Origin of the sequence: Stenotrophomonas sp. AB1(2024) (assembly GCF_037482345.1) — a bacterium.
Classification (GTDB): domain Bacteria; phylum Pseudomonadota; class Gammaproteobacteria; order Xanthomonadales; family Xanthomonadaceae; genus Stenotrophomonas.
Genome location: NZ_JBBHKO020000001.1, coordinates 1,980,398 through 2,001,628, shown reverse-complemented (window position 1 = coordinate 2,001,628; position 21,231 = coordinate 1,980,398). Strand labels below are relative to the sequence as shown.

The 21,231-nt window shown below is 63.9% G+C and carries 22 protein-coding genes; 3 read left to right on the top strand and 19 right to left on the bottom strand.

The annotated features are described in order from the left end of the window. Window positions 1-75: 75 nt before the first annotated feature. Together WIX41_RS09250 and WIX41_RS09245 are read left to right on the top strand one after the other, a co-directional pair. Complete coding sequence (locus WIX41_RS09250; RefSeq protein WP_339446840.1) at window positions 76-456, top strand: tautomerase family protein; 381 nt, start codon at window positions 76-78, stop codon at window positions 454-456. After that, window positions 431-670 carry an AraC family ligand binding domain-containing protein gene (locus WIX41_RS09245; RefSeq protein ID WP_409187353.1) on the top strand — a complete coding sequence of 80 codons (240 nt, stop codon included), beginning with the start codon at window positions 431-433 and terminating at the stop codon, window positions 668-670. The genes WIX41_RS09250 and WIX41_RS09245 overlap by 26 nt, the downstream gene beginning before the upstream one ends. On the opposite strand, the gene WIX41_RS09240 is transcribed toward WIX41_RS09245, so the two are convergent. From WIX41_RS09240 to dnaA, 19 genes are all read right to left on the bottom strand, one after another. Next, entirely contained in the window at window positions 644-868 is a 225-nt protein-coding gene (locus WIX41_RS09240) for a hypothetical protein (protein ID WP_339446838.1), read from the bottom strand. The genes WIX41_RS09245 and WIX41_RS09240 overlap by 27 nt on opposite strands. A gap of 74 nt (window positions 869-942) precedes the next feature. Continuing rightward, a complete protein-coding gene (locus WIX41_RS09235; RefSeq protein ID WP_339446836.1) occupies window positions 943-1,311 on the bottom strand; it encodes a DUF6404 family protein in 369 nt (122 codons plus the stop codon). A 272-nt stretch (window positions 1,312-1,583) separates the two neighbouring features. Further along, on the bottom strand, window positions 1,584-2,615 hold the full coding sequence (locus WIX41_RS09230; RefSeq protein ID WP_339446834.1) for an alpha/beta fold hydrolase: 1,032 nt from the start codon (window positions 2,613-2,615) through the stop codon (window positions 1,584-1,586). A 122-nt stretch (window positions 2,616-2,737) separates the two neighbouring features. After that, entirely contained in the window at window positions 2,738-3,721 is a 984-nt protein-coding gene (locus tag WIX41_RS09225; RefSeq protein WP_339446832.1) for a GlxA family transcriptional regulator, read from the bottom strand. Between the two features lie 215 nt (window positions 3,722-3,936). Then, the gene (locus tag WIX41_RS09220) at window positions 3,937-5,028 is read right to left on the bottom strand and encodes a PA0069 family radical SAM protein (protein WP_339446830.1); all 1,092 of its coding nucleotides are present in this window, start codon (window positions 5,026-5,028) and stop codon (window positions 3,937-3,939) included. 342 nt (window positions 5,029-5,370) lie between these two features. Continuing rightward, a complete protein-coding gene (locus WIX41_RS09215; RefSeq protein ID WP_339446828.1) occupies window positions 5,371-6,114 on the bottom strand; it encodes a pyridoxine 5'-phosphate synthase in 744 nt (247 codons plus the stop codon). After that, window positions 6,111-6,395, bottom strand: a complete 285-nt coding sequence (locus tag WIX41_RS09210) for a hypothetical protein (RefSeq protein ID WP_409187476.1) — start codon at window positions 6,393-6,395, stop codon at window positions 6,111-6,113. Before WIX41_RS09210 ends, WIX41_RS09215 begins: the two co-directional genes overlap by 4 nt. Before the next feature lie 66 nt (window positions 6,396-6,461). Next, window positions 6,462-7,931 (bottom strand): cardiolipin synthase, encoded by a 1,470-nt coding sequence (gene cls, locus WIX41_RS09205; protein ID WP_339446825.1) that lies wholly within the window; start codon window positions 7,929-7,931, stop codon window positions 6,462-6,464. Window positions 7,932-8,009: 78 nt separating this feature from the next. Further along, the gene (locus WIX41_RS09200) at window positions 8,010-8,426 is read right to left on the bottom strand and encodes an ExbD/TolR family protein (RefSeq protein ID WP_339446823.1); all 417 of its coding nucleotides are present in this window, start codon (window positions 8,424-8,426) and stop codon (window positions 8,010-8,012) included. A 3-nt stretch (window positions 8,427-8,429) separates the two neighbouring features. After that, complete coding sequence (locus WIX41_RS09195) at window positions 8,430-8,855, bottom strand: ExbD/TolR family protein (RefSeq protein WP_409187352.1); 426 nt, start codon at window positions 8,853-8,855, stop codon at window positions 8,430-8,432. 57 nt (window positions 8,856-8,912) lie between these two features. Then, window positions 8,913-9,674: a TonB-system energizer ExbB gene (gene exbB, locus WIX41_RS09190; RefSeq protein ID WP_339446819.1), complete on the bottom strand. Its 762-nt coding sequence runs from the start codon at window positions 9,672-9,674 to the stop codon at window positions 8,913-8,915. Window positions 9,675-9,758: 84 nt separating this feature from the next. Next, window positions 9,759-10,427, bottom strand: coding sequence for an energy transducer TonB (locus tag WIX41_RS09185; RefSeq protein WP_068848031.1), 669 nt, complete (start codon window positions 10,425-10,427; stop codon window positions 9,759-9,761). 145 nt (window positions 10,428-10,572) lie between these two features. Next, window positions 10,573-11,778, bottom strand: coding sequence for a tetratricopeptide repeat protein (locus WIX41_RS09180; protein WP_409187351.1), 1,206 nt, complete (start codon window positions 11,776-11,778; stop codon window positions 10,573-10,575). A 132-nt stretch (window positions 11,779-11,910) separates the two neighbouring features. Further along, complete coding sequence (locus WIX41_RS09175) at window positions 11,911-12,717, bottom strand: M48 family metallopeptidase (protein ID WP_339446813.1); 807 nt, start codon at window positions 12,715-12,717, stop codon at window positions 11,911-11,913. 68 nt (window positions 12,718-12,785) lie between these two features. Further along, window positions 12,786-13,625, bottom strand: a complete 840-nt coding sequence (locus tag WIX41_RS09170) for a CPBP family intramembrane glutamic endopeptidase (protein ID WP_339446811.1) — start codon at window positions 13,623-13,625, stop codon at window positions 12,786-12,788. 73 nt (window positions 13,626-13,698) lie between these two features. Beyond that, window positions 13,699-16,158 carry a DNA topoisomerase (ATP-hydrolyzing) subunit B gene (gene gyrB, locus WIX41_RS09165; RefSeq protein ID WP_339446809.1) on the bottom strand — a complete coding sequence of 820 codons (2,460 nt, stop codon included), beginning with the start codon at window positions 16,156-16,158 and terminating at the stop codon, window positions 13,699-13,701. Between the two features lie 110 nt (window positions 16,159-16,268). Then, window positions 16,269-17,366 carry a DNA replication/repair protein RecF gene (gene recF, locus WIX41_RS09160; RefSeq protein WP_339446807.1) on the bottom strand — a complete coding sequence of 366 codons (1,098 nt, stop codon included), beginning with the start codon at window positions 17,364-17,366 and terminating at the stop codon, window positions 16,269-16,271. A 766-nt stretch (window positions 17,367-18,132) separates the two neighbouring features. Then, window positions 18,133-19,233 (bottom strand): DNA polymerase III subunit beta, encoded by a 1,101-nt coding sequence (dnaN, locus tag WIX41_RS09155; protein WP_339446805.1) that lies wholly within the window; start codon window positions 19,231-19,233, stop codon window positions 18,133-18,135. A gap of 276 nt (window positions 19,234-19,509) precedes the next feature. Next, window positions 19,510-20,835 carry a chromosomal replication initiator protein DnaA gene (dnaA, locus tag WIX41_RS09150; RefSeq protein ID WP_339446803.1) on the bottom strand — a complete coding sequence of 442 codons (1,326 nt, stop codon included), beginning with the start codon at window positions 20,833-20,835 and terminating at the stop codon, window positions 19,510-19,512. Window positions 20,836-21,087: 252 nt separating this feature from the next. Here dnaA and rpmH point away from each other — a divergent pair, with 252 nt between their 5' ends. Further along, window positions 21,088-21,228: a 50S ribosomal protein L34 gene (rpmH, locus tag WIX41_RS09145; RefSeq protein WP_006404565.1), complete on the top strand. Its 141-nt coding sequence runs from the start codon at window positions 21,088-21,090 to the stop codon at window positions 21,226-21,228. Window positions 21,229-21,231 lie beyond the last annotated feature (3 nt).

Below are 21,231 nucleotides of genomic sequence, written 5' to 3'. Positions count from 1 at the left end.
ATGCAGTGGCACAGCACCTGTGCATATGCTTCCATTGCAGAGCACGCCTATCCACATATCTGTGAGGAGTCCGCCATGCCGCTCGCCCGCATTGACCTCCGCAAGGGCAAGACCACCGCCTACCGGCAGCAGGTTGGCCAGGTGGTATACGACGCCATGCTCAGTGTCGGCGTGCCCAAGGATGATCGGTTCCAGATCATCCAGGAGCACGACCCGGATGGACTCGTCTATGACCCGGGCTACCTGGGCATTGCGCGCACCGATGATTTCATCTGCATCCAGGTCACATGGAACGAGGGCCGCACGCTGGAGCAGAAGAAGGCCTTCTACAGCGCCATCGCCCATGGCCTGCACGAAGCGGTGGGCATTCGCCTTGAGGATGTCTTCATCAACCTGGTGGAAGTAAAGCGCGAGAACTGGTCCTTTGGCCATGGCCTGGCGCAGTATGCGTTGTGAGCCCCTCATCGAAGACTGGATCCAGCTGCGCCGTGATGCGGATGCCGGCATTGAAAGCGTGCACGTGCACTTTCGCGGGCATGCCTACGACCCGCACGATCATGACGAAGCGTTGGTCGGAATCACCCAGCAGGGCGTGCAGGAGTTCCGCTGCCAGCGCTATGAACGGAAAGCCATTGAGGCCGGCTCACGTGTACTTTGCCGCGATTCCTGAAATCGCAAGTAGGGCGCCGACGTTGGCCACCGCAGCTTTCCCTTTGATCACGCCGAACATAGCTACCGATAATCCCAGCACCGCTGCAAGGTGGGAGAGGTGCTGGCCGTAGTAGATGAAGTCGATCGCATTGGTAGTTGCGAAGACAGCGAACGCCACCAGAATTGCATTCCTGTAGGCGTTTGGAACGGAGCTCATTGCTTGATTCTCCTACTGAGGGTCCAAGGATCAGCCATGAGGGAATTCACCGCATAGCGCAGCCCTTTGACAGTTCAGTACTCGCTCCAAGGTGGCAGTCTCAGTCGTTTGCGTTGAACATGCACCACGCAGGCCATCACCAATCCGAAGAACGCTCCGCCGATTACTACCGCACCGACGGCCGCGCCGGCATGCGGTGCTGAAAGAATTGGCAGGCATGCCACCACAATCTGCCACAAAACCACCCATACGCTTCCAAATGTCAGAACGTTGACCCGGAAGCTCCTGAACAACGGCGGTGTCCAGTTCCAGCCCAGTCGCCAAGCGATTCGCCAGGCAGGCGGCGCGGCCAAGGTCTGGCTCACGCCGCGAACAGCCAGATCCTTCCGCATGCGAGCGATTTTGCTGCTGAAGGCCTCCACCGGTGCTTCTTCATTCGTCATCGTCGGTTCCTTCAACGTGTGGGCCTTCAGGTGCTTGGCAGCCTGGTCGCGCCCCGAACGGTAGCTGGCGCGGATTGACTTGCGTGCGTAATGCGGATGCTAGTTGGTTCGTCAGCATCGTGGTATCAGACTCTTCTGAATCCCTGAGATCGATGTGGATCGTCTTCGGCAGCTCGGATGCTCATCCAACTGTCTCTCTTGGCCGGCCGGGCGCGCTTAGTGCATGGTCGCGACAGTCGCGCATTCATCCCAGCGCACCGCGACCGTACAGGTCAACCGCGGTGCGCTACCTTGGTCCAGATCGATCCGCTGGCTTCATAGGCCAGGTCGAGCTCGTCCCGCGACGCGGCGGGCGTGGCGTCAGCGGCAGATTTCGCACCTTCAAGCGCCAGCGCCATGAACGCGGCGAGTTGCTGGATGACACCGGCGTCGCGCAGGATCCGGCGATGGCCAAGACCGTGGGTGGTTTCAAGGCGTGCGCTGGGCCATGTCCGAAGGATCGATTGCGCTTGCTCCACGGGCACTTCCTTGTCCTGCACGTCGTGCATGACCAGCAGCGGGCGTTGGCAGCGTTCCGGGGTGTTGGCGATGTCCAGGTAAGACCATGGGTGACCGAGCCATGACTGCACTCCCTCTCGAAACGCGCCCACGACGGCTGGAGTAGCTGAGATGGCGCGGGCGAAACTGTCGATTGCCGTCGATGGCAGGGCGAAAGGCGCGACGAAGGCCAGGCGCGATGGCGGTTGCCACCCCTCACGCATCGCCAGTGCGACCACGGCGCAGCCTCCGGAATGGGCTACCACCCCGCACAGCGCCGGCTCGCTGGCCGTGACGACACGCAGTGCTTCAGCCATCTCGAAGAAGGTCACGCGCTTGCCACCCAGGCGACTGGGCGAGGAAACGCCATGGGCCGGGGCATCGAAGGCGATCACCCGGAATCCCAGCCTGCGCAGCGGAGCGACGAGCGAGCACAGGTGGCCGGCATTTCCGCCCCAGCCATGTACCAGCACGATGGCCGGCCCGCTATCGCCCCATGACCAGCCGGCCACATGGCGCTGGTGCACGTTGAATGAGAGCGGCGTTGCGCTGTCCAGCCATGCCTGGTCGGTATCGCGCGGTTTGGTCCTGGGGGCCGAGAACCAGAGATGGTCCATCCATCGTGCGGCGTGGCGAACGCTGATACCACCCAGAGCGCGCATTGCCGCACGCAGCAGGCTCAATCGCACATTGGGCTTGAGCCAAGGGGCAGCAGCTTCGGGCGCAGCGGGCGCATTTGGCTGCGCAGTGCGGGTGTGTTCGTTCAAGGCGATTTCCTGGTTACCACGTGGAGCGACGTGACAGAGGAAATGCTAGTGGTGCGCACGGATGAACATAACCGGCGTGATCGCCAAATCGCTGTGCATTCGGGCCAGCGCGCAGCGGCGCGTCAGAACACCTTATGGTCGGGCGTCTGGAATTTCCGGCGGAAAACAGCCGGTGTGAGATGCGTGCGCCGTGCGAACAGGCGCGAGAAGGTGGAGACGTCCTGATAGCCAACTTCCATGGCAACCTGCGCCACGCTCAAGGTGGTGGTTTCGAGCAGATGCCTTGCCCGCTCCACGCGCAGATCCTGCAACAGCTCCAGCGGTGATTGTCCGGTTTCGGCGCGGAACCGGCGCAGCAGGGTCCTGCTCGATAGATGGAAGGCGGCCGCCAGCGTTGCCAGCTCGTAGCGTTCGGCAAGGCGCGTTGCGAACCAGCTGGCCGCGGTGCGTGCGATGGATTCGTGGCGTTTGGGCTTCAATCGCGCATCCAGGTATGGGGCCTGGCTGCCGCGGTTGCCCTCAATGAGACTGAATCGGCCTACTGCCCGCGCCAGGTTCGAGCCGGCGCGGTCGCGGATGAGCTGCAGTGCCAGCTCGCCATAGGCGGTGAACGCGCCGCAGGTTATGACGGTTCCATCGCGCACCAGCATGGCATCACGCAGCACGTCCACGTCCGGGTAGCGTCGGGACATCTCATCGGCGAAGGCCCATGCGGTGGTCGCGCGCCGACCAGCCAGTACGCCGGCTTCGGCCAGCAGCAGGCTGCCGCCGCAGATCGCGGCGACGCTATGCTGATCGGCGGCACTGCGGATCAGCGCTTTCTCTTCTTCCAGATCGGACAATGCCGTGTCCATGTCCTGGAACGAGTTGAAATCGAAGGCGGGCACGACAAGCAGATCGAAACGACCCGGCGCGCCGACCAGCATGCGCACATTGCCGGCCAGGCGCACCTCACCTTCCCGGGCCCCGATGATCGCGACAGAAAACGGCGGCGATGCAGCCGGCGAACGTGCCGCACTCAGGCGATTGGCCACCAGCAGCAGGTCGGACAGGCCCAGCACCTCGGCCCCCATGCAGCCAGCGTAGGCGAGGATAGCAATGCGCATGGGGCAGGCCTTTCAGGTCGTCGGTGCTGCAAGTGTGGCAATCTCGCCACGCGGATCAAGCCCTCCTGCGGCGGGACCGGCCGGGTTGGCGATTGTGACCGCACAATTGTCCGGATCGCCCCGCCGGCGATCGGCCAAACGGCCAGCGCCAACCGTGCCCAATGCTGCCTGACTGGCTGCTCGCACTGGCATCAGTTGTTCGCGCAGCGCGTGTGTCAGAAGAGCTGACCCTGCGGCGAATCCCCGCATGGCGGCAAGGGGCGCACGAACCTGGTGCAATCCAGCTTCGGCCAGTGGCTGTTCTGCGCATCGAACCCCAGCCGCTTGCGGGCCAGCTTGAAGCGGCTGGAGAGCAGGTCGGCGTAAACACCTTCGCCGCGCATGCGGGTGCCGAACTCGCTGTTGTAGTCCTTGCCGCCGCGCAGCTGGTTGATGGTGCTCATCACGTGCGCGGCGCGGTCCGGGTGGTGCGTGTCCAGCCAGTCGCGGAACAACGGTGCTACTTCCAACGGCAGGCGCAGCAGTACGTAGCCGGCGGTGCTGGCGCCGGCATCGCGCGCGGCTTCAAGCACGGCTTCCAGCTCGGCATCGTTGATCCAGGGAATCACCGGGGCCACCATCACGCCCACGGGGATGCCGGCGGCGTGCAGGCGGCGCATGGCGCGCAGGCGTGCGTGCGGGGCGGAGGCACGCGGTTCGAGGCGGGCCGACAGGTGCGGGTCCAGCGAGGTCACCGAGAAGTGCACGCTGACCAGGTTCTTTTCGGCCAGCGGTGCAAGCAGGTCGATGTCGCGCTCGACGAGGGCGTTCTTGGTGATCAGCGAGAACGGATGCTGGGTTTCCAGCATCACTTCGATCAGCTGGCGGGTGAGTTTGAGCTTGCGCTCGATCGGCTGGTAGGCGTCGGTGTTGATGCCCAGTGCGATGGGTTGCGGGGTGTAGGCGGGGCGCGAGAGTTCCTTGCGCAGCAGCTGCGGGGCGTTGGTTTTGGCGAACAGCTTGGTTTCGAAGTCCAGGCCGGGGGAGAGGTTGAGGAAGGCGTGCGAGGGCCGTGCGAAACAGTACGAGCAGCCATGTTCGCAGCCGCGATAGGGGTTTACCGATTGGCTGAAGCCTACGTCGGGGGATTTGTTGCGGCTGATGATGCTGCGCGCGGTTTCGGCGCGCACTTCGGTGCGCAGGCGGGGGGCAGCGAACTCTTCGCTGGTTTCCGGTTCCCAGCCGTCGTCCATGGCTTCACTGACCGTAATTTCAAAACGGCCTGCGAGGTGTGTGGTGGAACCACGACCTTTGATTGCGATACCCATTTTCAGAGGCTATCGGTGGAGAGTCTCAGGGGATGAGACCTTGGGTGGGAAATCGCAGGTGGCAGGATGGCGCGCATGGGTTAGTAGTATTACTAACCACAGGCCCGGTGGGAAGCAGAATGCGCGGCCCTGTTGGGTCCTGGCTGAATCGTTCGGGTTTGTTCCCCAGGGTTATCCACAGGGGATTCCGGGTGCGGCGGGATCGCGCGGAAATCGTCCGGGCAGGGCCCGGATCTACGCGGTTGCGCAGGAACTGGTGCGGTGGATATGTCGCGCGATCGGGCGTGCTTGGGCCGGCCAACGGCCGGCGCTACCGATGCACCGCCAGCGGCGGCCGGGTGGTCAGAGCAGGGCCAGGTAGCCTTTTACCGTGGTGTCCAGGCCGGCGTACAGGGCTTCGCTGATGAGGGCGTGGCCGATGGAGACTTCGAGGACGTTGGGGACCGTTTGCAGGAAATCGCGGAGGTTGTCCTGAGATAGGTCGTGGCCGGCGTTTACGCCCAGGCCGGCTGCCTGGGCGCGGCGGGCGGCGTCGGCAAACAGGGCGAGCATGGCGGTGGCATCGCCTGCGGCGTGCGCTTCGGCATAGGGGCCGGTGTAGAGCTCGATGCGGTCGGCGCCGATCTCGGCCGCTTGGGCCAGGTCGGGGTTGCCAGCGTCTACGAACAGGCTCACGCGGCAGCCGTGGCTTTTGAGTTCTGCAATCAACGGGCGCAGGCGCTCGGCGTCGCGGCTGAAGTCGAAGCCGTGGTCGGAGGTGAGCTGACCGTCGCTGTCGGGCACCAACGTGGCCTGGGCGGGGCGGGTCTGCGCGCACAGCGGCAACAGGCCGGGGTAGCCCGGGCGGGGCGGGGCGAACGGGTTGCCTTCGATGTTGAATTCCACGCCGCGTGCGGTGGTCAGCGCCGAGAGGGCGAGCACGTCTTCGGCGTGGATATGCCGGCGATCGGGGCGGGGGTGCACGGTGATGCCGTGGGCGCCGGCATCCAGGCAGGCGGTGGCGGCCTGCAGGACGTCAGGGTCCTGGCCGCCGCGCGAATTGCGCAGGACGGCTATCTTGTTCACGTTGACGCTGAGGTGGGTCATAGGCTCGGGGGCAGGTCGTTCGGGTCGCGGTCACCTTCGCGGCGGGCCTGGGCCTGCTCGCGCAGCCGACGCAGCTCGGCGGGGTCGATCGCGTTGTAGATGTCGTGTGGGCCAGCGGTACTGCGCTGGCTGCCGCCGAAGCTGGCCACATAGCGGCCGCGTATCCAGGCCAGCAGGAACAGCAATGCGCCGGCCAGCCACAGCATCATCATGCCGGTGGACGGTGTCTTCATGGCAAGGGCGAAACAGCCCAGCGACAGCAGCAGGAACAGCCAATACATTGTCATTCTCCCCGTTGACCTGCGCAGTGTAGCGCCGGGGTGGGGGGCGGTTCCACGTGGTGGTGGCTACAGCAGCGGCGAGGCCAGGCGGGCGAAGGCCTCGGGTACGCGGTGCAGCCACAGCGAGCGGCGGCGGTCGTCGCGCACGGGGCTGGCGCTGGCGAATTCGGCCACCAGGATCTTCTCCAGTTCGGCCACGCAGCCTTCGTCGCTGATCATCATGGACAGCTCGAAGTTGAGCCGGAAGCTGCGGTGGTCGAAATTGGCGCTGCCGGCAATGCACACGTCGTGGTCGGCGATGAAGGCTTTGGTGTGCAGCATGCGTGGGCCGTATTCGTAGATCTTCACCCCGGCCTGCAGCAGCTCGTCGAAGTACGAACGCGCGGCCTGGGTGACGAACCAGGAATCGCTCATCTTCGGTACCAGCAGGCGCACGTCCAGGCCGCCCAGTGCGGCGGATGTCAGGGCCATGCGTGCGGCTTCGCCGGGCACGAAGTACGGTGTGACCAGCCACACGCGCTCGCGCGCTTCATGGATGGCAGCCACCTGCAGGCGGTGGATGGTTTCCCATGACGAGTCCGGGCCCGATACCAACACCTGTGCGTTGATGCTGCCTTCCTGGCGGCCCGGCATGTCGTTGGGCCACAACTGGGCGATGTTGAAGCGTTCCTTCGGTTCGCCGGTGGCGTAGATCCAGTCTTCGATGAAGACCAGCTGCAGGCTGCGCACCACGTGCCCGGCCAGGCGCATGTGCAGGTCGCGGTAGGCATCGGGGCGGCGGCTTTCGTCTTCTTCGTCGGTGATGTTGATGCCCCCGGTAAAGGCGACACGGCCGTCGATCACCACCAGCTTGCGGTGGGTGCGCATGTTCATCCAGGGACGCTTGAACGGCTTGAGCAGCTGGCGTGGATGGAACCACGCTACTTCCGCGCCGGCATCCCGCAGCGGCTTGAGGAAGGCTCTGCCAATGCCCGAGGAACCCACGGCATCCAGTAGCAGGCGCACGCGCACGCCGGCGCGGGCGCGCTCGACCAGGGCATCGCGCAGCGCGGTGCCGGCGTGGTCGGGGTTGAAGATGTAGTACTCCACGTGCAGGTGGTCGCGGGCCTGCGCAACCGCCTTCAACAACGCGGCATAGGTCTGCGCGCCATCCACCAGCCACTCCACTTCGGTGGCCGAGCTGGGTGCCAGGCCGGTGGTGGCCTGGGCAATCTTGGCCAGTTCGGTGCAGTCCGCATCGGGCGGGCACACGCTGTTGTAGTGCTCCATGCCGGAGCGTGCGCGGCCACGGCGCAGGCGCTGCCGCTTCACTTTCTGCGGGCCCAGCAGGTAGTACACGAACAGACCCAGGTAGGGCAGGGCGGCCAGCGACAGGATCCAGCTGAGGGTGGCCACCGGTTCGCGCTTCTGCAGCATGATCCAGCCGATCAGCCACAGCAGGTACAGCACGTAGGCGGCAATCAGCATCGGGCGCAGGTGTGGCACGGCGTCCAGCCAGTGGAGCCAGTCGGCAAGCGCGGGGTAGGTGGCAAGCATGCGCGGATCATAGCTGGAAAAAAAGCGCCCCTGTTTCCAGGGGCGCTTTCCAGTCGCGTCATGACTTGGTGTTGCGTATTACTGCTGCTGCTGGAACCCGATCTTCTTCATCTGCGCGTTCTTCGCGGCGGCCAGAACCTTGGCCATCACGTCGTACTCGGAGTCCGGGCTGGCGTCGATGCGCAGCTCGGGCTGGTTGGTCGGGTCACGCTGCACTTCCTGCTCCATACGCTGCTGGAGTTCGCCCGTTGCAACCGGGCTGTTGTTCCAGAACACCTGGTTGCTGGCGTCGATCCGCAGCTCGATCGGCGGCGGCGGTTCGACCAGCTGCGGCGGTGGATTGAGCACGCGCTGCGGCAGGTCCACGGCGATCGGGTAGGTCATGATCGGCGCGGTAACGATGAAGATGATCAACAGCACCAGCATCACGTCCACGAGGGGCGTAACGTTGATGTCGGCCATGGGGCCCTTGCCACCACCAGAACTGAATGCCATGGCTTACTGCCCCTTCTCTTTGGTGGCCACAAAGCCAACGTCGAGCATGCCCTGCTCCTGCGCGATCTTGGTCATCTCGTTGATGACACGCATCTTGGTGGTGCGGTCACCACGCAGATTGAGCGGGGGCTGGGGGGTCTGCTGGGCGGCGGTCGCCAGGCGCGACTCGAGAGTCTGCTTGTCGATCTCTTCGTCGTTCCAGAAGATCGAGCCGTCTTCCTTCACCGCCAGGGTGATGGGACCCTTGCGATCGGCCGCATCTTCCGGGTTCTGCACCAGGTTTGCCTCGGGCAGGTCGACCTTGACCTTATGGGACATCAGGGGCGCCGTGATGATGAAGATGATCAGCAGCACCAGCATCACGTCCACGAGGGGCGTAACGTTGATGTCGGCCATGGGGCCGCCGCTGTTACCACTACTGAAAGCCATAACGGGCTCCGTCTAGATCGTGTTGACTACGTTCTCGCTGGGTACAGCGCGTCGCAATTAGCGGACGCGCGAACCGGTGGCGAAGAAGTCGTGCAGGTCGTGAGCGAACGTATCGAACTTGCTGATCGTGGCGCTGTTGATCTTGCTGAAGAAGTTGAAGGCGAACACGGCCGGGATTGCCACGAACAGACCGATGGCGGTCATGATCAGGGCTTCACCCACCGGGCCGGCAACGGCGTCGATGGAGGCCGAACCGGTTGCACCGATCTTGATCAGCGCGCCGTAGATGCCCCACACGGTGCCGAGCAGACCGACGAACGGAGCGGTTGCACCGACGGTGGCCAGCAGGGTCATGCCCGACTGCAGGTTGTTGCTTTCGCGGGTCACGGCCTGACGCAGGGCGCGGTCGACGAACTCCGAACGGCTCAGGTTCTCACCCAGGCCACTGGTGGCGCCACCTTCGGCACGCTGGTGGTGGGCGGCAGCCTGGGCTGCGTCCAGAGCGATCTTGGAGAACGGCTCCGAAGCCGGCTGTTCTTCCATGGCGCGGATGGCGTCCTGGGCGTTCGGGGTATCCCAGAACAGGCTCACGACCTTGTCAGCAGCGCTCTTCAGGCGGGTAGCACGGAAGATGTTGATGACGGTCCAGTACCAGGACATGGCCGACATGATGACCAGGGTCAGAAGCACGACCCAGGAGACGGCGAAGTCGCCCGGCTTGCTGGTCATTTCGTGGATCAGATGCTCGAAGCCCATCTGCGAGAGGGCATTCGACGGGTTGCCCCCGGCAGCAGCGGCGATGAAGAGTTCCTGCAGCATGACGCTTACCTTTGTTGTGTGTGGTGATGAATGTTGTAGCTAGGTGCAAGTGAGAGGTGGGTGGCCGGCAGGCCACCCGACCCATCAATTCAGCGCAAAGTTGACCGGGACGCGGACGCGACCTGCAGCTTTCTTCCCGCCCGATTCGGCAGCGTTGAAGCGCCATTTACGGGCGGCTTCCATCGCGGCACGGTCCAGATCGCGGTTACGGCTGGACTTTTCGACCGACACATTGGTGACGTTGCCGTTGGCATCGACATCAATGATCAGGATGACTTCACCCTGGATACCTGCGCGGAATGCAGCCGGCGGGTAGCGCGGGGGATTCATGGCCTTGGACGAGATATCGACGCTGGCCTCGATGGAACTCGGCGGCTGCGGCGGGCTCGGCGGACTCGGCGGCGTAACGATGTCGTTCGGACGCGGTTCCGGCACGTCGATCACCGGCGCCTGCGGCGGCGGCGGCACCGGCGAGGGCTTGGGCGGCGACAGGTTCTTGACCGGCGGCGGCGGCGTTTCAGTCGGCGGCGGCGGCGGCGGCGGCGGTGGGGGCGGCGGCGGAGCGTCGACCAGGGTCACCATGATGTTGCGTTCCTTCTCCGTCACGGCCTTGGGGGCCACGGCAGGAATGAGGAGCAGCATCAGGGCGGCGAGATGCAATGCGATTACAAAGGCGATACCCACGATGCGCGGCCAGCTGAGGCCGGTGTCATCGCGTTGTTCGTACCTGTGAACGACTAGTTGTTCCGTCATGCGCCAAGAGCTCATTAGTGGGGCCGGGTACCCGGGGACAGGTAGCCCATGATCAGCGGTGCATGACACCGCAGGAACCTCCAAGCTTATACCAATCCTGAGCGCCTGCGCATCAATAACGCAGGCGTTCAGGCGTTATTCCTACTTACTTCAGGTTGATGATTTTCTTGGCATCCGCCTGGTTCTTCACACCCTTGGCCAGCGCCTGCTGGGCAGCCTGCTTGGCTTCCGCAGTGCGACCTTCCTGATGCAAGACCTTTGCCAGGTTCAAGTAGGTTTCACCGTCCTTGGAAAGCGGGGCGGCCTTCTGCCACGCTTCGATCGCCTTGTCCGTCTGCTGCGGGTCGGAGTAGTAATACGCCTGGGCCTGGGCCAGGTACACCTGGTAATCCGGCTTGAGGATGCCCTTCTGCAGGCCGTCGTTGATCACGGCGATGACCTGCTGCTCCTTGTTTTCGGAGTTGGCATAGATCGAATAGGCCTGCTTGTACTCGCGTTCGTCGGTCAGCTGGCCTGCAGCGAACAGCTTGTCCATGACCGCAGCAGCCTGGGCCATCTGGTCGTTCTGCAGGTAGACGCTGGCCAGGTTCATCTGGGCCTTCTTGTCGGCCGGGTTCTTGGCCGCAAGCGCTTCGGCCGTCTTCACGGCTTCACCGATCTGGCCGGATTCGGACAGGGCCGCCATCAGCAGCTGGTTCCAGTTGTCCTTCGGCTCGGCAGCGCCGGCGATGGCCTGCTGGATCACCGGCACCGCTTCCTTGTAGCGCTCCAGCTGGTACAGGGCCTGGCCCTTGATGATCAGCTCTTCGGGCTTGGTCGACTTGGATTCGGCGAAGTACTTGTCCAGGGTGACCAGGCCTTCGGCAGTCTGGTCGTCCTGGATCTGCAACTGGGCCAGCATCAACATCGACTGGAAGTGGCCGTTGTTATCCAGGCCGTTGAATTCCAGCACCTGCTGCAGGTACTTCTTGGCAGTGGCGCTGTCGTCGAGGTTGTACGCAGCCTGCGCACCCAGCTGGGCGGCCAGCGACTTGTCGTAGGCGTTGGCAGCGCTGTTGGCCAGGATCTCGTCGGCCGCAGCGCGGGTTTCCGGGAACTTCTGGTCGTTGTAGCTGTCAATCAGCTTCTGCAGCTGCTTGCCGAGCTTCGGAGACGCCTTGACGCTGGGTTCTTCACGGGTGGCGTTGGGGAACAGCACTTCGGCCTTGGCCTGGGACTGCTTGCCACCGCGACGTTCGCTGTTGCGCTCGGAACTGCGGCTCTGGGCCACGGCATCGGTAACGACGACGCCACCGATGGCGGTCGCGATGAGGACGGAAAGCACAGCTTGCTTGTGGTTGCGGAAAATCATCTTTCACCTCGATCGAACCGCCGTGGCGGCATCAAAACGGACTGTCAGAAAAATCTGAGCCGCCAAACCTATCAGAAATGGATGGCGTGAGAAATCGTTTCCGATGCTGCAATACAGCATCCTTTAGTCGTATTACCCGCACTTCGGGCGCCGTCCAGCGGCCTGGGCCTGCTGGAAAACACCGGTAAGGGCGGGTGCATCGCGTTGCAGCTCCCGGATCCGGTTGGCTGGATCGGGGTGGGTGGACAACCATTGCGGGGAGCGCCCGCCACTGGCGGCCATCATGTTCTGCCACAGGTTGACCGCCTGGGCCGGGTCGAACCCCGCCTCGGCCATCAGCCGCTGGCCCACCACGTCGGCTTCGCTTTCCTGTGTGCGCGAGCCGGGCAGCAGGAACGCTGCCTGGGCGCCGGCACCGCCGAGCTGGTTGACCGTGCTGGCCGCCCCGTCACCGTACGCAGCGCCGGCCAGTGCGCCGAGCACGGCCAGGCCGGTCTGGGCGCCCATCTGGCGGGTGAGGCGCTCTTCATGGTGCCGCGAGATGACATGGCCGATCTCATGCCCGATCACGGCAGCCAGCTGGTCCTGGTTCTTGGCCACGGTGAAGATGCCGGTGTTCACCCCGACCTTGCCGCCGGGCAGTGCAAAGGCGTTCGGTTCGGGATCGACGAACACGGCAGTCTCCCACCGTACGCCACGGTACTGTGGGGGCAGCTGCGCGACCAGCGCGTTCACCACGCACTGCACGTAGCCGTTCTGACGGCCATCGCCGCTGATCTTCTCTTTCTTCTTGGTCTCGGCGAAGGCCTGCGCACCGAGTTGGTCCAGCTCGGCCTGCGATACGCCGCCCACCATCTGCCGGCGCCCGGTGGGCGAGGTGGTGGTGGCGCAGGCGCTGGCCAGCAGGGTGATGACAAGTCCGAGCAGCAAGGGTTTCAAGGCGGGGACTCCCGTGTTCATGTCTGCAGTGTGCGGGCTGGAATGTAAGGTTTCGTCAAGCCGCGGGGTCAGTGCAAGCCCAGGAAGACCAGGGCGGCCAAGGCGATGGCGTTGTTCAACGCGTGCGCCACGATCGGCGCCCACAGGGTGCCGGTGCGCTGGTACAACCAGGCGAACGCGGCGCCCATGCCGCCGTACACCAGCCACAGCTGGGCGATTTCCCACGGGCCGTTGGCGCTGGTGCCGGGCACTTCATGGACCAGGGCAAAGGCCAGGCTGCTCAGCAGCATGCCCAACCACGGGCGGCCGGCCTGCCACAGGCGCCCGAACAGCACGCGGCGGAACAGCAGTTCTTCGTAGGCCGGTGCCAGCACGATGGCGAACACGGCAAGGAACCACGGGAACCGGGCCACCGCCTGTTCCATCAGGGACAGGTTGGTGGGCACCGGTTCGATGCCGGCCTGCCGCGCCAGCCAGGCGATGCCGTTGCTGCCGATGATCACGGCCACGGCTACCAACAGGGTCCAGCCCCAGGTGGAAGGCCGGCAGGCGGCCTGGAACGAGGCACTGCGTTCCGCCGCATCGGCGCGACGGCGCAGGAAATACAGGAATACCGCAGCGCCACCGGTGGCGAACACAGCCATCAGGATCTGCGCGAGCGCGCCAGGTTGGCCCACCTGTTGGACGAGCGCTTCGGCGGCTTGGGCGCCGGTGTCGCGGACTACGACGACCGCGCGATATACGCCCCAGAGCAGGCCGCTGGCCATGCTCAACCCCAGCAGGGCGAGGGTGGCGATACCAATATCGATCAGGAACCCCGCAACGGGGGAGCCGGGTTTCCGTTGGGGTGCCTGGGGCAAGGCAGGCGGCAGCGGAGGCGTGGCGGAGGCCGGGGCGGTAGCGGACATCGGGTTCCTGGCAGCAAGAGGCGGTGGCCAAGCCGGTTGCAGGTGGCAACCGGCCGGCCCTGAGCCGATTGTGTCAGATATCCAGGTTGGCAACCCGCAGCGCGTTGTCTTCGATGAAATCGCGGCGCGGTTCCACCACGTCGCCCATCAAGGTGCTGAAGATCTGGTCGGCGGCCACGGCGTCTTCAATACGCACCTGCAGCAGGCGGCGCGTATCAGGGTTCACGGTGGTATCCCACAACTGCTCGGGATTCATTTCGCCCAGACCCTTGAAGCGCTGGATCTGGCGGCCCTTCTTGGCTTCGTCCAGCAGCCAGTTGCGCGCCTCGGCGAACCCGCTGATCTCGACCGACTTGGAACCGCGGACGATCTTGGCGCCCTCACGCACCAGGCCGTGCAGCAGCAGCGAGGACTGGTGCAGGGCACGCAGTTCGCCGGTTTCGAACGCCGACAGCGGCAGCACCTGGATCATCTCTTCGCCCATGTGGCGGCGGGTGACCAGCACGGCAGCGGGGCGCTGTTCGGTGGGCTCCTGCAGTTCCAGGCTGAAACGCGGCGAACCCAGGCTGCCCTGGTTGAGGCGCTTGGCCAGTGCGGCCAGGCCCTCGTCGGCGCCGGCCTTGCGCAGGTGCTCCAGGTCCATCGGGGTGAAATCAACCAGGGCTTCGAGCAGCTGGCGGTCGTAGCGATGGGTGTTGCGGCCGATCGCTTCCTGCGCCGAGGCGTAGGCGAGCAGCAGCTTTTCCAGGGCCACGCCTTCGATGGCCGGCTCATTGTCGGCCGGAATCAGCGAAGCGTTTTCCACCGCGTTGCTGGCCAGATAGGCGTCCAGCGCGGGGTCGTCCTTGAGATAGAGCTCCTGCTTGCCCTGCTTGATTTTGTACAGCGGCGGCAGGCCGATGTAGACGTGGCCACGTTCGATCAACTCCGGCATCTGCCGATAGAAGAACGTGAGCAGCAAGGTGCGGATGTGCGCGCCGTCGACGTCGGCGTCGGTCATGATGATGATGCGGTGGTAGCGCAGCTTGTCCGGGTTGTATTCATCGCGGCCGATGCCGGTGCCCAGCGCAGTGATCAGCGTTCCGACCTGGTCGGAGGCGAGCATGCGGTCGAAGCGGGCGCGTTCCACATTGAGGATCTTGCCGCGCAGCGGCAGCACGGCCTGGTTCTTGCGATTGCGGCCCTGCTTGGCCGAACCACCTGCGGAGTCACCCTCGACGATGAACAGTTCGGACAGCGCCGGGTCTTTTTCCTGGCAGTCGGCCAGCTTGCCGGGCAGGCCGGCGATATCCAGCGCGCCCTTGCGGCGGGTCAGGTCGCGCGCCTTGCGGGCGGCTTCGCGCGCACGGGCAGCGTCGACAATCTTGCCGGCGATGGCCTTGGCTTCGTTCGGGTTTTCCTGCAGGAACTCTTCCAGGCGCTGGCCGAACGCGCTTTCCACGGCCGGGCGCACGTCGGAGCTGACCAGCTTTTCCTTGGTCTGGCTGGAGAAGCTGGGGTCAGGCACCTTCACCGACAGCACGGCGATCATGCCTTCGCGCATGTCATCACCGGTCAGGTTGATCTTGGCCTGTTTGGCGATGCCGTTCTGCTCGATGTAGTTGTTGAGCACGCGGGTGAGCGCGCCGCGGAAGCCGGCAAGGTGGGTACCACCGTCCTTCTGCGGGATGTTGTTGGTGAAGCAGTACATCGTTTCCTGGTAGGAATCGGTCCACTGCAGCGCCACATCCACGATGATGCCGTTGGACTCGCCGGTGACCGAGATGACGTTCGGGTGCAGCGGGGTCTTCAGCTGCGCCAGATGCTCCACGAAGCTGCGGATGCCGCCTTCGTAATGGAAGTCGTCGCGGCGGCCATCGCCGCGCTCGTCGACCAGGACGATCTTGACCCCGGAGTTCAGGAACGAGAGCTCGCGCAGGCGGCGGGCCAGTATCTCGTAGTGGAATTCGACGTTGTCGTGGAACGCTACCACCGACGGCCAGAAACGCAGGTTGGTGCCGCGCTTGGTGCTGGCTTCCACCTGCGTGAGCGGGCTTACGGCCGCGCCATCGGCGTACTCCTGGTGGAAGTGGAAACCGCTCTGGAAGATATCCAGGGTGAGCTTCTGCGACAGTGCGTTGACCACGCTGACGCCGACGCCGTGCAGGCCGCCGGAAACCTTGTAGCTGTTGTCGTCGAACTTGCCACCGGCGTGCAGCACGGTCATGACCACTTCGGCAGCGGACACGTCGCGGCCGAGCTTCTGGCTCATCTGCCCGTGCTTGCCGGTGGGAATGCCACGGCCATTGTCGGACACCGACACCGAACCGTCGGCATGGATGGTCACTGCGACGTGGTCGGCGTGGCCTGCCAGCGCTTCGTCGATGGAGTTGTCGACGACTTCGAACACCATGTGGTGCAGACCGGTGCCGTCATGGACGTCGCCGATGTACATTCCGGGCCGCTTGCGGACCGCCTCCAGGCCTTCCAGGGCGGTGATGCTGTTGGCGTCGTAATTGCCGGTAGGTGCCGGAGTGTTCTGTTCTTCAGTCATTGCGCTTGCCATAGGCTCCGCAGGTCGGGCCGCCGCAGGAAGCGGGGCGCCGATGGATAAGGGGTTGCAACAGCAATTATACCAGCCGGGCGCTTCCGCCCCTGCCAGCACTATGGCACAAGCTGGACATGGCCATGTTCCACGTGGAACCGGGTGATATCGGTGCGGTCCTGCAGGGCGGCCGGGGTTTCGGTGGCGGTGATGAAGATCTGTGCCGGGCCGGCGCGCAGACGGTCCAGTACCCGGGCCTGATGTGTGCGATCCAGCTCCGAAGCGAGGTCGTCCAGCGCGATCACCGGCCATTCGCCGCGTTGTTCGGCATAGTCTTCGGCCTGGGCCAACAGACAGGTGAGGGCGGTGAGCTTGGCTTGGCCGCGCGACAGGGCATCGCGGCCGGGAATGGTGGCAAAGCCCACGCTCCAGTCGGCCCGATGCGGTCCCACTGAGGTGTAGCCCGCCAGCCGGTCGCGCTCTCGGGACAGCAGGAGGGCATCGGACAGGGAAAGCTCCTGTTTGCGCCACCCCGGGCTCAGCGTCAGCGACTGGACGCCCAGGTTGGGGGCCAGATCCTGCGCGAGGCTGACGGCTCTATCCTGCAGACGGTCCAGGTAATGCTGACGGCGCGTGGTGAGCGGCTCGCCGGCCTCGGCCAGCTCTCGATCCCAAGCATCCAGCGCATGCGGGTGCCCGCCCTGCTTGAGCAGCGCATTACGCTGCTTCAGGGCCCGCGAGTAGCGCCGCCACAGGGCCAGAAAGTCTGGTTCCACGTGGAACAAACCCCAATCCAGGAAGCGACGACGGGGTTCTCCGCCTCCACTGACCAGCGCGTGGCTGCCAGGCTCGAAGGTGACCACGGCCAAGGCAGCGCAAAGGTTTCCGAGCTGGGCCACATCTTCGCCATCCAACCTTCCCTTCCACTCCTGGCCGCTGTGGCGCAGCCCCGCCTTGCGGCGCGTGGCCGAATCCGCCCCGAAACGCTGTTCATCCCATTCGACGAAGACATCCAGGGCGTCCTGCCCCTGGCGCACCAGGCCGTCACGCACCCGCCCGCGGAAACTGCGCCCGTAGGCCATCACATGCAGCGCCTCAAGCACGCTGGTCTTGCCCGCGCCATTGTCGCCAGTGATCAGGTTGATGCCCGGTTGCGGGGCCAGTTCCACGCTGTCGAAGCGACGAACCTGGTGCAGGGACAGACGACGGATGTACATGCGATCGAATCTAGGCCGCAGATGCGGCAGAAGGGTTGGGGGAATCGATCAGCTTACTGCATCGGGGCGGTTTCACGTGGGGCGGTTAGGCGGTGATGCCTCAAACCGGGCTCTGGAAACACGCCAGATTCCTTGAAATCTGAGACACCGGCAACGGTGTACCTGTGCAGATTCCAGGGAACTCCAGCCATTCGCGATGACCGTGTGGCGCGGCTGCTCGAAGTGTGGCTCGATTCCTTGAAATCTGAAGATCGGGGCAGGGCAGGCGATCTCAGATCTCGCGAGATTCGAGCTGCGGCTTGTGCGCTATCCACAGGACCCCTGTATGACTTATGCACAATCTCTGCGCAATCTGTGGATAAAAGTAGAACCTATGTACCCCTTGAAAGATATCCACAGGTTCAACCCCAGGCTCAGCCCCGGTTCTACCGGGGGTTTCAGGTCTATATTTCCCATGAAAATCAATTAGATAAGGTACTTTTCAACCAAATCTGGCTCTACCACCACCACCTAGCTTTAGATTTATATACAGTTTTTAAAAGCTTAGAGCTGGGAAACAGGGCCAGGTTTTGACGCCACGGCACGGTGGTTGGAAGCGATGGATATCCCGAGGAACATCTGGCCGCGCGTGCGCATTTGCGAAGAGCAGCCACGCAGGGCGTGGCTCTACAGGCGAGGCGATGCTCCACGTGGAACCTCCCAAAAAACAAAACCCGGCGGTTAGGCCGGGTTTTGTTTGCGCTGTTCCACGTGGAACCCAATTGGGTCAGAGGCGGAGCGGCATCACCACATGACGCGACTTTTCGCTGCTGGCTTCGCGCACCAACGCCGACGAGTTCGAGTCGCGCAGCTGGATGACCACGTGCTCGTCCCGCAGTGCCGACAGGGCGTCAAGCAGGTAGTTCACGTTGAAGCCGATGGCCAGATCGCTGACGGTGGTATCTGCCTCGATCTCTTCCTGGGCCTCTTCCTGCTCCGGATTGTGCGCGCTGATCTTCAGGTTGCCTGGCGAGACTTCCACGCGGATGCCGCGGTACTTCTCGTTGGACAAAATGGCGGCACGCTGCAGCGAGGCACGCAGGGCTTCGCGATCGACCTTCACTTCGCGGTCGGCACCGATCGGGATCACCGCTTCGTAATCCGGGAAGCGGCCGTCGATCAGCTTGGAGGTGAAGGTCACATCGTCGCGCTTGACCCGCACGTGGCTTCGACCAACTTCCAGTTCGATCTCGCGGTCGCCGCTTTCCAGCAGGCGCTGCAGTTCGGTCACACCCTTGCGCGGCACGATGATCTGGCGCTTGGCGCCGCTGGCTTTTTCAAGATCGGTTTCGCACAACGCCAGGCGGTGGCCGTCGGTGGCGACGGTACGCAGGGCGTCGCCGCGCAGGTCGAACAGCAGGCCGTTGAGGTAGTAGCGCACGTCCTGCTGGGCCATCGCGAACGCGGTACGTTCGATCAGCTCCTTCAGGGTCGCTTCGCCAATGGCCACGCGTTCGGTGGCTTCGACTTCGTCCACCGACGGGAAGTCGTTGGCCGGCAGCGTTGCCAGGGTGAAACGGCTGCGGCCGGCCTGCACGGTGATCTTGTCACCGCTCTGCGAGACGGTGATCCGACTGCCGTCGGGCAGGGCGCGGATGATCTCGAAGAGTTTGCGTGCCGGGATGGTGGTCTCGCCGTCCTGGGCATCGTCCACCGCGATCCGCGACACCATCTCCACTTCCAGGTCGGTACCGGTCAGCGACAGCTGCCCGTTCTGGACCTGGACCAGGAAATTAGCCAGAACCGGCAAGGTCTGGCGGCGTTCGACCACGTTGACGACTTGTGCCAACGGCTTGAGAAAGGCTTCGCGCTGCAGTGTGAAACGCATGTGGTTCCGTGCCCCTATGCTTTAAAAAGATGTGGAATAAATCAAAAGCTTGGTGGTGATGGTAGAGCCAGAATCGTGGGAAAACACATCTAAGTATTTGTAAATTAAGGCTTTTATGGCCTTGAAACCCTCTGCACTACTACCCCCCAAGGGGTGGGGAAGCCTGTGGATAACATTTCGGCCAATTCAACCGGCGTTTTTATCCACAGCCTGTCCCTCGCTTACACCCGGATTTTGCACCGTTTTATGCGATGACGCCCGTGCGGCGTGCATGCATCATTCGCTCAACTTCCGGATCAGCTTGTCCCAGTCTTCCCGCAACTTGCCGTCGGTTTCCATCAACGTCCGGATCTGCCGGCACGCATGCAGCACCGTGGTGTGGTCGCGACCGGCAAACGCATCGCCGATTTCCGGCAGGCTGTGCTCGGTCAGCTCCTTGGTCAGGGCCATGGCGACCTGTCGCGGACGGGCCAACGAGCGGGTCCGACGCTTGGACAGCAGATCCTTGATCTGCAGCCCGTAGTAGTCGGCCACGGTTTTCTGGATGTTGGGAATGCTGATGGCCTGCTGCTGGGCACGCAGCAGATCGCGCAGGGTTTCCTGGGCGAAGTCGGTGGTGATCGCGCGGCCGGTGAAATTGGCGCGGGCGGTCAGGGTATTGAGCGCACCTTCGAGGTCGCGGACATTGGAGCGCATCTTCTTGGCAATCAGAAACGCCACATCGTCGGGAATCTCAGCACCGCGCTCGCGGGCCTTGGCCAGCACGATCGCCGCGCGCGTTTCGAAGTCCGGCGGCTCGATGGCCACCGACAGGCCCCAGGCAAGTCGCGACTTCAGGCGCGCTTCCAGCCCTTCGACTTCGCGCGGGTACCGGTCGCAGGTGAGGATGATCTGCTGCTTGCCGTCGAACAGGGCGTTGAAGGTGTGGAAGAACTCTTCCTGGGTTCGGTCCTTGCCGGCAAAGAACTGGATGTCATCGATCAGCAGCGCGTCCACCTGCTGGAACTGGCGCTTGAACTGATCCATGGTCTTTTCCTGCAACGCACGGATCATGGCGCTGAAGAACTGTTCCGAACGCAGGTACAGCACCTTGGCGGCCGGGTTGGCCTGGCGCATGGCGTTGCCGGCGGCGAACATCAGGTGGGTCTTGCCCAGGCCGGTGCCGCCGTACAGCAGCAACGGGTTGTGCGCCCGGTCGCCCGGTTTCTGCGCGGCCTGGAACGCCGCGGCCAGGCCCAGCTGGTTGCTGCGGCCTTCCACGAAGTTGGTGAAGGTGTAGTGCGAATCCAGGTTGCCGGCGAACGGCACCAGCGGCTCAACCGGCGCGGAATGGCCCGGAATCGGCGCGATCTGCGCCTCCACGGCCCGCGGCCGCGAGCCGATTTCAAGAAAAACGTCGCCGAAACCGGCGAAGTGCGCCAGCAGCTCCTTGATCCGCGCCAGGTACAGCTCGCGGACCTGGTCGACGATGAAGGCGTTTGGCGCATAAAGCACCAGGCTGTCCGCGCGCAGATCAGCCTGCAGCGGCTTCAACCAGGTGTGAACATCTTCGGGCGGGAACTCCGCCTCAAGGCGTTCGAGACAACGGGACCAGGCATCCATCGGCAATAATCGTCTGGGGCCAGCGGTAGGGCGCAGAAACTCGCCGTGCCGCAGGCCGGAAGGGGAAAGAATGGATGGCGCAGACTACCACCGACGCGGGGTGCCGGGAATGGTTGTCCCGAAGTTATTCACAAAATGATCCACAGCTATTGCACAGGCCAGTGAAATCCCGTAGTGACATGGACTTGACGCACCCCGGGGTAGGTCTATAGAATTTCCGGTTCTTTCCGTCCCCTTCATATAGAGGCCCGCATGGCCACCAAGCGCACTTTCCAACCCAGCAACCTCAAGCGTAAGCGCGACCATGGCTTCCGTGCCCGTATGAAGACCGCTGACGGCCGCAAGATCCTGTCGCGTCGCCGCGCCAAGGGCCGTAAAGTCCTGAGCGCTTGATTG